Genomic DNA, 11,657 nt, shown 5'->3' with positions numbered 1-11,657 from the left:
GAAGGTGGAATCGTGGCCGAAGCCAAGGGCGCACCCAAGCTCTACGCCCAGCTCATCTCGTCCGCACCCGGAGCGTTCCTCGCCAAGCAGTTCGGTCTGCCACAGCCCGAGAAGCTCCGGCGCTACCAGCCCGGCGAGCCCGCGCTGCCCGGTCCTGTGCTGCTCGGCGGCAACGGCCGCCTGGTCGAACCGATCCGCAACCTCCTGAGCGACTACACGTTCGCCGAGCCGTCCGACACGAAGTTCGGCGCTCTGGTGTTCGACGCTACCGGCATCGCCGACCCCGCGGGCCTCGAACAGCTCTTCACGTTCTTCCAGCCCGCCCTGCGCAATCTCACCCCGAGCGGGCGCGTCGTCGTCCTGGGCACCACGCCCGAGGAAGCCGGATCGGTCGACGAGCGCATCGCCCAGCGCGCACTCGAAGGCTTCACGCGCAGCGTCGGCAAGGAACTGCGTCGCGGCGCGACCGTGCAGCTCGTCTACGTCTCCCCGAAGGCGGCCACCGGCCTGTCCGGCGTGGAGTCGACGCTGCGCTTCCTGCTCTCGGCGAAGTCGGCCTTCGTCGACGCCCAGGTCATCCGCATCGGTGAAGGCGACGCCACCGCCCCCGAGTCCTGGGAGCGTCCGCTCGCCGGCAAGGTCGCCGTCGTCACCGGCGCGGCCCGCGGTATCGGCGCGACGATCGCCGAGGTGCTCGCGCGCGACGGCGCGACCGTCGTCGCCGCCGACGTCCCGGCAGCAGGCGACGCGCTGGCCCAGACCGCCAACAAGGTCGGCGGCACCGCATTCGCACTCGACGTCACCGCGCCCGACGCCGGCGACAAGCTCGCCGCGCACCTGCTCGAGCGGCACGGCGGCGCCGACATCATCGTCCACAACGCCGGCATCACCCGCGACAAGCTGCTGGTGAACATGGACGCGGCCCGCTGGAACGCCGTGATGGCCGTCAACCTCATCGCCCCGCAGAAGATCACCGAGGTGCTCGTGGAGAAGGGTGCGCTGAAGGAGGGCGGCCGGGTGATCGACGTGTCGTCGATCGCGGGCATCGCCGGTAACCGCGGCCAGACCAACTACGGCGCGTCCAAGGCCGGTGTCATCGGGCTCGTCCAGTCCACCAGCGAGGTGCTCGCCGACAAGAAGATCACCGTCAACGCCGTCGCCCCCGGTTTCATCGAGACCGCCATGACGGCCGCCATCCCGGTCGCCACCCGCGAGGCCGGCCGCCTGATGAGCTCGTTGCAGCAGGGCGGTGAGACCGTCGACGTCGCCGAGACCGTCGCGTGGTTCGCCAACCCGGCGTCGAGCGCCGTGACCGGGCAGGTCGTGCGCGTGTGCGGCCAGTCCATGCTGGGGGCCTAGATGGCACGGATCGAACTGTCCTCACTGCCGTCGACCTTCGACATCTACAGTCGGGCCGTGCTCGGAGCACTGCCCGTGGTGGGTGCGTCGGGCGACAGCCTGCCCGACGACGTCCTGGTACTGCGGTCGCTGAAGGTCGATCCCGACAATCTCGCCGAGTACACCAAGGTGTGCGGGCTGCGTTTCGGCGACACCCTGCCGGTGACCTATCCGTTCATCCTCACGTTCCCGCTCGTGATGAAACTGATGGTGTCCAAGGGCTTCCCGTTCGCCGCCGTCGGTTCCGTCCACGCCGAGAACGTGATCGAACAGTTCCGGCCGATCTCGGTCACCGAACCGCTCGACATCGCAGTGCACGCGGAGAACATGCGCGAACACCGCAAGGGCCTCCTGGTCGATCTCGTCAGCGAGGTCAACGTCGGGCGCGAACTCGTGTGGCGGCAGACGTCGACCTTCCTGCACCAACAGCGCACGTCGCTGTCGGGTCAGCCCAAGCCGGAGCCGAAGGAGGAGGAGATCCCACCGGTCCCCACTTCCACGCTGCGGGTCGATCAGAAGATCATCGACCGCTACGCGGCAGTCTCCGGCGACCGCAACCCGATCCACGTCTCGACCTTGGGCGCCAAGGCATTCGGATTCCCGAAGTCCATCGCCCACGGCATGTGGAGTGCGGCGGCGACCCTCTCGACGGTCGAAGGACGCATTCCCGAGAAGGTCACCTACGCCGTGCGTTTCGGTAAGCCGGTCCTGCTGCCATCGGCGCTGAGCCTGTACGCCCAGCGCGCCGCGGACGGATGGGATCTCGCGCTGCGGCATCCGAAGAAGCAGTACCCGCACCTGACCGCCACCTTGCGGTAGGAGGGGGGAAGTACCGAGATTTCGGGCGGGACGGGACGCGATGGGGGCGTTCCGTCCCGCCCGAACCCTTTTGTACCGAACCCCTTGTGCCCGAACGCTGTTCGACTCGGCCAGTCAGTGCAGCCGGTCGGAACGCTTACGGCCCGCGAGTCCGCGCCAGGCGAGATTCTCGAGCAGATCCGCGGCCTGCTGCACGTCGATCTCGCCGCCGGCGATGCGGTCGGCGACGGCCTCACCGGCCCCGACGAGCGCGACGGCCATGATCGTGTAGTTCGTGTCGGGTTCCGGTTCGCGCGTGCTCGATTCGAGCAAGTGCGCGGTGAGTTCGATCAGCCGGTCGCGGCTGCCCTGCACCTGAGGCGCGAACGCCTGCTGCGACAGTGCCTGCCGGTACAGGACCATCCACGACGGCCGGTGCTCGTCGACGAAGCCGAGGAACGACTCGAGCGCGACCCGCAGTTGTTCGCGCGGCGCGAGGGTGGGGTCGCCCGCCGGGGTCAGCGCCTCGACGAACCGCTGCCCCTCACGGGCGATACACGCCGCGAACAGCTCGTCCTTCGACCCGTAGTACAGATAGAGCATCGGCTTGGAGATCGATGCCCGCGCCGCGATCGCGTCCATGGACGTGTTGTGGAAACCGTGCTCGGAGAACACCTCGACGGCGGCGTCCAGCATCTGTTGCTCGCGCACTGCACGCGGCAGTCGCTTGGTTCCGCCCGCCATGACTCCTCCCGGACTCCTCGAATGAAGTTCTGACTCTACGGTAGGAAGCCTGCCGCCGAAGCCACCTGCACTATTTCAGCAGTCCAGAGCGCCCTTCGCGCGTGTCACCGTCCGCACCGATTCGTCGACCCACGAGGGCGAGAGGGTGCCGTCCGCCACCACCTGTTCGAGGTGGTCGAGCACGGCGGGCACCTCGGCGGTGGTCAGCCACAGCGCCTGGTTCACACCCGCTACCATCGCGGCCTCGACGGCCTCGGTGATGTCGTAGGTGTCGGTGATCGCACGCATGCCCGACAGGTCGTCGGTGAAGATCACGCCACCGAAGGCGGGGCCGCCGTAGGCACCCGAGCGGAGCAGGTCCACGGCTGCGGGGCTGATGCTCGCGGGCAGCCCGCCGGTCAGCCCGGGCACGTCGAGGTGCCCGAGCATGACGCCCACCTCGGGCGAGACCAGGCTGCGGTACGGCACCAGATCGCTCTGCTGGAGTTGCTCGATCGGCGGGGTGGTCACCGCGCCGGTGTGCGAGTCCCCCGAGGCGGAGCCGTGACCCGGAAAGTGCTTGAGCACCGGCATGATTCCGGCGTCGAGCAGTCCCCGCGCATAGGCGCCGGCGTACTGCGTGACGATCTCGGGATCGTCGGAGAACGACCGGTCGCCGATGACGGAGTCGTCGGGCTGGCTGCTCACGTCGACGTCCGGGGCGAAGTCGACCGTGATACCCAGCGACTTCAGTTCCTGTCCGCGTTCGAACGCCATGCGGTAGGTCTCGTCGACCGTCATCGTCTGCGCCGTCTCCCGCGCGGACGGATCGGGACCGAACAGCGCGCCCACGCGCGACACGCGGCCGCCCTCCTCGTCGATCGTGACCATGAGCGGCAACGCGCTCTGCGCGGCCACCTGTGGCACGAGACGGTCGGTAAGCATCGACGCGTCGGTCCAGCTACCGATGAAGATGCCGCCGATCTGCTCGGACTCGACGATCGCCTGCGCATCGGCGGCCCCGGTGACCCCGACGTTGAGCAGCTGGGCGAGCTTCTGTCGCAGGGTCAGCCGGGCGAGCAGCTCGTCGCCGCAGGTCGCCGACGTCGCGGCAGCGGTCGCCTCGGTGGTGGTGGCCGTGGCGGTAGTCGTGGACGAGGCCGTCGCGGCAGCAGTGGACGAGGCCGTCGCCGAGCCGGCCGGGTCGTCACCGCCCGAGTCGGACGAACCGCATCCCGCGGTGGCGAGGGCGACCGCGAGGACGGCGGCGACAGTGTGACGGATCCGCATGGTGCCGACGGTAGCGGACGAACCTCGAAGACCCACAGCTCGAACCTCCCCCACGGACGTCCCGGCAGGTTAAGGTGCACCCGAACATCCGAATCCGATCCAGGGGGTACGCGGTGGGCGCAGATCTGATCCTCATCGCCTACGACGGTTCCGAGAACTCGAAACGTGCCGTGCAGTACGCGGGCCGCTTCCTCGAATCCTGCCGCGCCGTCGTCGTCACCGCCTGGGAACCGATGGTCCGGCAGGCCGCCCGCATGTCGGGTCTGTCCGGTGTCATGCAGCCCGACTGGGTTCCCGACGAGGACAGCGAGGACGTGGCACTGTCCGACGCCCGCATCACCAACGACGAGGGCCTCGAGTTGGCCCGCTCGACGGGTCTGCACGCCGAGGGCCGCACCGTCGAGGTTGTCAACGCGGTGTGGTCGGCGATCATCGAGGCCGCCGACGAACTGGACGTCGACATCATCGTCACCGGCACCCGCGGCACCACCGGTCTGCGTTCGCTGCTGCAGTCGTCGGTGGCCGATCACGTGCTCCGGCACAGTCACCGGCCGGTCCTCATCGTGCCGCCGGGCCGCTGACGTCCCGCACCGGGTCACCGGTGCCGGGTACAGGCAGGGATATTGTCGATCCACCATGGACGGATTCCTGCTCTCGCGCGCCGAACGCTCGGTGCACGCCACCGGCACCCGCCGGTTCTTCGACGACGTCCACTCCGCCACGCGTGCACTCCGTAGCGGCAAGGCGACCCTCGTCGTCGGTGCGCTGCCGTTCTCGCCGCACCGTCCGGTGGCCCTCGCGCAGCCCGACGACGTGGAGATCACCGACGGTCCGTGGCAGGCCCCACCCGACCTGTCGGAACTGCCCCCGGTTCGGGTGTCCGCCGAACTCCCCCTGCCCCGGGTGCACGTCGAGCGGGTACGCCGGCTCGTGGAGCGGTTGTCCCTCGGCGAGCTGGAGAAGGTGGTCGCCGCCCGGCGGGTCGCGCTCGAGGCCGACGAACCCCTCGACCCGCTCGCTCTCGCCGCGCGCATGATCGAACGTCATCCCGATGCGACGACCTACGCACTGGACCTGAGTGCGGCGGGCGAACGCTATTGGGGACACACGCTGGTCGGCGCCACCCCCGAACTGCTCGTGAGCCGCCGCGGCGAGACCGTCACGTGCCGCCCGCTCGCCGGTACCGCCGCACGCCGGGAGGACCCGGACGAGGATCGTCGTGCCGGTGAGGAACTGCTGATGTCGAGCAAGAACCTCGCCGAGCACGGTTACGTCGTCGACCGGATCCGCGAGCGGCTGGCGCCGCTGTGCAGCGACCTCGACATCCCCGACAAGCCCGAACTCACCGCGACACCCGATGTCTGGCATCTCGCCACCCCGATCACGGGCACCCTCCGCGACCCCGGCACCGACGCGCTCACCCTCGCCCACGTCCTGCATCCGACCCCGGCCGTGGCCGGTACCCCCACCGAGGCCGCGCTGGACGTGATCTCCCGGATCGAGGGTGACCGCCGCTTCTACGGCGGCGCGGTGGGCTGGTGCGACGAGCAGGGCGACGGCGACTGGTTCGTCGCCATCCGGTGTGCGGAGCTGAGCTCCGACGGCCGGCGTGCCGTGGCCTGGGCCGGAGGCGGCATCGTCGCCGATTCCGACCCCCTCGCCGAACTCGACGAGACCACCGCGAAACTGCGCACGCTGCTCGGTGCGCTGGGCGTGTAGACCGCCCCGGCGAGCGTGAAGATCACCTCGGAGGCTCGCACCGTCCGCGGACGCCTTCCGGGGTGATAGTTTGGCGCGGACCGATAGACAGCGTGGCGTCCGGCGATGACTGCCTGCGTCACTGGAGATGGGGAGACGGAATGGGGAAGTTCCTGGGACCGGGCCTGGGTAGCGTGGTCGTCGGTGCCGTACTCGGCGCCGTGGCTGTCTTCGGTGTGACGGCCGCCGTACAGGAGAATTCGCGCCCTCAGATCGATCGCAGTGGCAACGCCGATTCGTCCCTCCTGAACCAGGTTGAGTACGGCAGCCGCTGACGGCGCCGGCAACGCTTCGAGTTCACGCACGTACCGAGGCGAGACGGAGCTCCCGTCCGCCGAACCACTGTCCCGGCGGTGGCTGGTCGCAGTCACCGCGGTGGCGGTGGTCCTGTCGTTCGCCCAGGTTCCCGGCCTGGTCGTCGCCGACACCAAGTACGACCTGACGCAGAACCCGATCGGCTTCCTCACGCGCGCCGCTCACCAGTGGAGCAGTGTGGCACCGCTCGGGCAGGTGCAGAACCAGGCGTACGGCTACTTCTTTCCGCACGGCACGTTCTTCGCCGCGGGGCAACTGCTGCACGTCCCCCCGTGGATCACCCAGCGGGTGTGGTGGGTGCTGCTGCTCGTCGCCGGATTCTGGGGTCTCGTCCGCCTCGCCGAAGCGCTCGGCATCGGGAGCCGTAGTTCCCGCCTGATCGCGGCGACGGTGTTCGTGCTGTCCCCCCGCGTGCTCACGACGCTCGGTTCCATCTCGTCGGAAGCACATCCGATGATGTTGGCGCCGTGGGTGCTGCTGCCGTTGGTGCGGTACCTGAACACGCCGAATGCCGGCTCGGCCCGCCGGCTCGCCGCGCAGTCCGCTGTGGCGGTCGCCCTCATGGGTGCGATCAATGCCGTCGCGACCGCTGCGGCGTGTCTCGTCGCGGGCCTGTGGTGGGCTGCGCACCGTCCGAATCGGCGCTGGTGGCGCTTCACCCTGTGGTGGCTGCCGCTGTGTGTGGTCGCGGTGACGTGGTGGATGGTGCCGCTGCTGCTGCTCGGCCGCGTCAGCCCGCCCTTCCTCGACTTCATCGAATCGTCCGGTGTCACCACCGAGTGGACGTCGCTGGCCGAGGTGCTGCGCGGCACCAGCAGCTGGACACCGTTCGTCTCCCCCGAACGCATCGCGGGCGCCGTCCTCGTCACGCAACCTGCCGCAGTCCTCGTCACCGGTGCCCTGGCCGCGGCCGGGCTCGCCGGTCTCGCGATGCGCTCGATGCCCGCGCGCGGTCGCCTCACCCTGATTCTGGTGGTGGGCCTCGTCGGTATGGGCGTCGGCTACGTCGGTCAGCTCGACTCGTTGTTCGCCGAGCAGGTCCGGTCGTTCCTCGACAGCACCGGTGCGCCGTTGCGCAACGTGCACAAACTCGAACCCCTCGTGCGGCTGCCGATCGTGCTCGGGCTCGCGCACCTGCTGCGTGCCGTGCCGCTGCCGGGGTCGGTGCCGTGGCCCCGCGCCCGGAACGCCTTCGCGCATCCCGAACGCAATCCGATGGTCGCGGTGACGACGCTGATCCTCGTCGCGATGACGCTCGCGACGTCGCTCGCGTGGACCGGCCGGCTCGCCCCGCGCGGTGCGTACGACGAGGTCCCCGGGTACTGGCACGCCACCGCGGCGTGGCTCGAGGAGAACACGACCGACCGCGGCGAACGCGCCCTCATCGTTCCCGGCGCGCCGTTCGGCAGCCAACTGTGGGGCCTCACCCGCGACGAACCGCTGCAGGCCCTCGCATCGACGCCGTGGGCCGTCCGCGACGCCGTCCCGCTCGTGCCGCCCGGAGCGATCCGGGCCCTCGACGCCGTGCAGCGCGACATCGCCGACGGCCGCCCGTCCGACGGCCTCGCCGCGACCCTGAGGGGTCAGGGCATCGGCTTCCTCGTGGTACGCAACGACCTCGACCCCGACAGCTCCCCCGCCGCACGACCGGCACTCGTGCACCGCGCGCTCGAGGGTTCGCCGGGCATCGAGAAGGCCGCCGGGTTCGGCGACGACATCGTGTTCGACAACCCCGACGACTTCGTCACCGACGCCGACCTGCGACCGGTCTACCCGGCCGTGGAGATCTACCGGGTCGCCGAGCCCGCCGCGGCGCCCTTCGGTCCCTACGCCGTGGACGTCGCGGACGTGCCGGTCGTGCAGGGTGGCCCCGAAGCCCTGCTGCGCCGCAACACCGCGCAGCCCGATTTCGTCGGGCCCACCCTCCTCGCCGCCGACGCGGCCCGCGCCGGTCTTCCCGTCGACGGGATGACGATCACCGACACCCCGACGGACCGCGAGACGGACTACGGGCAGGTCGATCATCATTCGTCGACGATCCGGGCGGCCGACGACCCGCGCCGCACCCACAACGCCGTTCCCGACTATCCGGTGCCCGACACCGAACTCGTCCGGGCCGAATGGGAGGGCGCCCGCATCAGCGTGTCGAGCGCGGCGTCGGACGCCACCCAGCTCGGCGGCACCTCGGTGGCCAGCAGCCCGGCCGCGGTGGTCGACGGCGACCCCACGACCGGCTGGCACAGCAACGGCCTCGAATCGGCGATCGGCCAGTGGCTGCAGCTCGATCTCGACCGGCCGATCGAGGCGGGTCTGCTGCACCTGACCACGAGCTCCGGAGCCCTCGGCGATCCCGTCAAGTGGCTCGAGGTGTCCACCGACCGGGGCAGCACGGCGGTGCGCGTCGACAAACCGGGACGCGAGCAGACCGTGGCGCTCCCGCTCGGCACGACGTCGTGGATCCGCATCACGTCCGTGCACACCGAACGCGGCACGGTCGGCAACCAGTTCGGTCTCACCGAGGTGGTCGTCGAGGATTTCACCGACCGGAACGAACCGCGCCCGATCGACATCCGTCGCCGCATCGTGGTGCCGGGCCCGGCCGAGGACGCCTCGGTGCGCGGATGGCAGCTCGGCCAGGAGTTCCCCGGCCGCGGCAGCTGCGTCGACACCGACGACCGCGTGCGCTGCGCGCGCGGGCTCGCCACCTCCGCTGAGGAACCCGGCACGTTCACGCGCAGCCTGACCGTGCCGCAGGAGACGTGGGTGCGTCCGGAGCTGTTCCTGCGTGCGCGCCCCGGGCCGGCGCTCGAGGAGCTCGTGGACCGGTCCGATCGGGTCGTCGCGCGCGGGGATGCCGACGTCGTCGACCTGCACGGATCGGCCTTCGCGCTCACCGACGGCGAGCTGCGGACGTCGTGGACCGCCGAGGAGAGTTCGCTCGAACGGGGTGCCCCGCGACCGTCGCTCACCCTGGAACTGCCCGGCGAGCACCGGGTGACCGGGCTGGACATCAGGTCGGCGCTGGGAGCTCTGCCGGTCGCGCCGTCGGCGGTCGCGGTGAATCTCGGCAACGGACCGCAGGTGCGCGAACTCGACGGCACGACAGTCGATCTGACCCCGCACTTCACGGACCGGGTCGAGCTGACAGTGGTGCGTTGGCGCGACACCCTCGATCGCACCGTGCTGGGTTTCTCGAAGCTCACCCCGCCCGGGCTCGCGGAGGTGTCGGTGCTCGGTGACGACGGGCCGATCGGGGCGCAGCAGTCCGTCTACGACGAGACGGTGACGATCGACTGCGAGAACGGACCCGTCGTCGACATCGAGGGGCGGAGCTACCGCACGTCCGTCACCGCGAGCGTCGCCGACCTCGCCGCGGGTGTGGAGGTTCCCGCGACGCTGTGCGAGTCCGACGTCGTCGGCATGAACCCCGGCCGTGTCGACATCGACGTCGATCCCGGTGCGGCCTTCGTCGTCTCGAGCCTGCGGTTCGCCGTCCCCGGATCCGACGCGCCTGGTGCGGAGCCGACCGAACTGCAGAAGGGCCGTTGGACGGAGAACCTGCGTGAGGTGACGGTTCCGGAAGGCGACAAGGATCGGCTCGTGGTGGTACCCGAGAGCACGAATGTCGGCTGGGTGGCGCGCACCCCGGACGGCAGCGTGGCCACGCCGGTCGTCGTGGACGGCTGGCAGCAGGGCTGGATCGTGCCGGCCGGACCGGAACAGGTGCTGACGCTCGAGTTCGCGACCGACCGCTGGTACCGCCTCGGGATCTTCGGCGGGCTGCTGTTGCTCGTCCCGCTGTTCGCTGCGGCACTGTGGCCGCCGCGTCGCGAGGCACCACCATCGACCCTGCGGCGCACCGATGACCCCGGTCCGATGCCGCGCACCTGGGAGTCGTCGACGGTCGCGCTGGCCGGCGTCGTGGTCGCCGCGACGCTCCTCACGGGATGGGTCGGTGCCGTCGTCGCGGCCGCGGGCGCGGTGGGGATCGGCGCGCTCACGCTGCGCCGCGGTCCCGCGCTCGCGTCGCGCGTGCTCGTGGGCACCGCGGGCGGCGCGACGATGCTGGCGATGGCGCTGTTGTCCACCGGACCGTGGCGATCACCCGACGGATACGTCGGGCACTCGTTCCTGATTCAGTTCGCGGCGCTCGTCGGTGTCGTCGCGGTCGGTCTGGCGGCTGTGCCGCGCCGGGCCCTGTCCCAGCGGTGGAAGGCGGCCCGCACCGGCTCCTCGACGAGCGCGTAACTGACGGAGGCGACGGCCAGGCTCAGCACGGTCGTCACCGTCAGTACGAACCAGAAGTGGCCCGCGAAGGCCGGGATCCCGAACACGGGGAAGACGATCGACAGCACCGCGAGGTGCCAGATGAACACGCCGTACGACCAGCGTCCGACCGCCAGCGCGACCGGGCTCGCCAGGACGCGGTGATGCCGGCGCGGCGCGAGGGTCAGCGGGGCGAGCAGCGCGAAGCTCATGATCGCGCCCAGGGCGATCTTGGCGAGGTATTCGGTCGGTGCGAGGTCGGTGAGCGTCTCCGGCCCTGCCAACGGGGTGGCCGCAGCCGCGAAGGCGGCGACGGCGAGCACTCCCATCGCCGTGCGCCGCGCCGCGAGCCGGTGCACCCACGTCTCGGGTCCGGTGACGAGTTCGGCGAGGATCATGCCCGCCGCGAACCAGGGCAGGAAACCCGGCAGCCAGTTGGTGTGGTTGATGTGGTCGGGGGTGCCGACCGGCACCCACGCCCACAGCAGCGACAGTCCGCTCACCGCGAGCAGCAGCGGCACACGGTAGCGGGCGGCGGCCCCGCGCAGTCCGCTCACCGCCACGGCCAGCAGGGGCAGCACCAGATAGAAGGCCACCTCCACCGACAGGCTCCACATCTGGGTGAGGCCCTCGGTGAGGGTGAGTGGGACGAACACTTGCACGAGCGCGAGATTCGACCACCACACCGTGATGCCACCTCCCGCACCGGGCAGCAGCCACAGCACCAGGATCACCACGGTCCAGTAGGCGGGGAGGATGCGGGTCGCGCGGGAGAGGAAGTAGCGAGTGGCCGAGGGGGCCGGGCCCAGCCCGCGGGCCGCCGCGGCATGCGGACGCCACAGCAGGAAGCCGGACAGTGCGAAGAACAGTGCGACGGCGAGGTCGAATCGTGCCCATACCCGCCCGATCAGCGGGTCGTGCACCGCACCGGTCTGGAACGCGACGTGCGTGATCAACACGCCCACCGCGGCGAACCCGCGCATCCCTTCGAGTGCCGGAAGGAATCCGCTCACGCTGCGGTTCCGGTCGGTGGTGATGGTCATCGGGCACCAGTGTGCCGTGTCGCGGAAACAACGGACAGAGCAGGATCACGTCGAACGGGACGATCC

General features: G+C 70.4%; 9 protein-coding genes. 6 read left to right on the top strand and 3 right to left on the bottom strand.

Translation table 11 applies throughout. From position 1 onward, the window contains the following. The first annotated feature begins 12 nt into the window (after window positions 1–12). Both GON09_RS21565 and GON09_RS21560 read left to right on the top strand, forming a co-directional pair. Window positions 13–1,359, top strand: coding sequence for a 3-oxoacyl-ACP reductase (locus tag GON09_RS21565; protein WP_213933647.1), 1,347 nt, complete (start codon window positions 13–15; stop codon window positions 1,357–1,359). After that, window positions 1,360–2,217 carry a MaoC/PaaZ C-terminal domain-containing protein gene (locus GON09_RS21560; RefSeq protein WP_213933645.1) on the top strand — a complete coding sequence of 286 codons (858 nt, stop codon included), beginning with the start codon at window positions 1,360–1,362 and terminating at the stop codon, window positions 2,215–2,217. A gap of 114 nt (window positions 2,218–2,331) precedes the next feature. Here the strand turns inward: GON09_RS21560 and GON09_RS21555 are convergent, their stop codons facing one another. Together GON09_RS21555 and GON09_RS21550 are read right to left on the bottom strand one after the other, a co-directional pair. Then, the gene (locus tag GON09_RS21555) at window positions 2,332–2,940 is read right to left on the bottom strand and encodes a TetR/AcrR family transcriptional regulator (protein WP_213933644.1); all 609 of its coding nucleotides are present in this window, start codon (window positions 2,938–2,940) and stop codon (window positions 2,332–2,334) included. A 75-nt stretch (window positions 2,941–3,015) separates the two neighbouring features. Beyond that, window positions 3,016–4,209 (bottom strand): glycoside hydrolase family 3 N-terminal domain-containing protein, encoded by a 1,194-nt coding sequence (locus tag GON09_RS21550; protein ID WP_213933642.1) that lies wholly within the window; start codon window positions 4,207–4,209, stop codon window positions 3,016–3,018. 113 nt (window positions 4,210–4,322) lie between these two features. Between GON09_RS21550 and GON09_RS21545 the strand changes: the two genes are divergently transcribed. From GON09_RS21545 to GON09_RS21530, 4 genes are all read left to right on the top strand, one after another. Then, window positions 4,323–4,790, top strand: a complete 468-nt coding sequence (locus GON09_RS21545; protein ID WP_016695522.1) for a universal stress protein — start codon at window positions 4,323–4,325, stop codon at window positions 4,788–4,790. 55 nt (window positions 4,791–4,845) lie between these two features. Beyond that, the gene (locus tag GON09_RS21540; RefSeq protein ID WP_213933641.1) at window positions 4,846–5,928 is read left to right on the top strand and encodes an isochorismate synthase; all 1,083 of its coding nucleotides are present in this window, start codon (window positions 4,846–4,848) and stop codon (window positions 5,926–5,928) included. Window positions 5,929–6,068: 140 nt separating this feature from the next. Next, window positions 6,069–6,242 carry a DUF2613 domain-containing protein gene (locus GON09_RS21535; protein WP_006552672.1) on the top strand — a complete coding sequence of 58 codons (174 nt, stop codon included), beginning with the start codon at window positions 6,069–6,071 and terminating at the stop codon, window positions 6,240–6,242. Then, window positions 6,223–10,530: an alpha-(1->3)-arabinofuranosyltransferase gene (locus GON09_RS21530; protein ID WP_213933640.1), complete on the top strand. Its 4,308-nt coding sequence runs from the start codon at window positions 6,223–6,225 to the stop codon at window positions 10,528–10,530. Before GON09_RS21535 ends, GON09_RS21530 begins: the two co-directional genes overlap by 20 nt. On the opposite strand, the gene GON09_RS21525 is transcribed toward GON09_RS21530, so the two are convergent. After that, the gene (locus GON09_RS21525; protein WP_213933639.1) at window positions 10,419–11,591 is read right to left on the bottom strand and encodes an acyltransferase family protein; all 1,173 of its coding nucleotides are present in this window, start codon (window positions 11,589–11,591) and stop codon (window positions 10,419–10,421) included. The genes GON09_RS21530 and GON09_RS21525 overlap by 112 nt on opposite strands. Between the last annotated feature and the right edge of the window lie 66 nt (window positions 11,592–11,657).

This window comes from Rhodococcus sp. B50 (assembly GCF_013602415.1).
Classification (GTDB): Bacteria; Actinomycetota; Actinomycetes; order Mycobacteriales; family Mycobacteriaceae; genus Rhodococcus.
The sequence above is the reverse complement of the archived record's forward strand: the minus strand, read 5'-3'. Positions and strand labels throughout refer to the sequence as shown.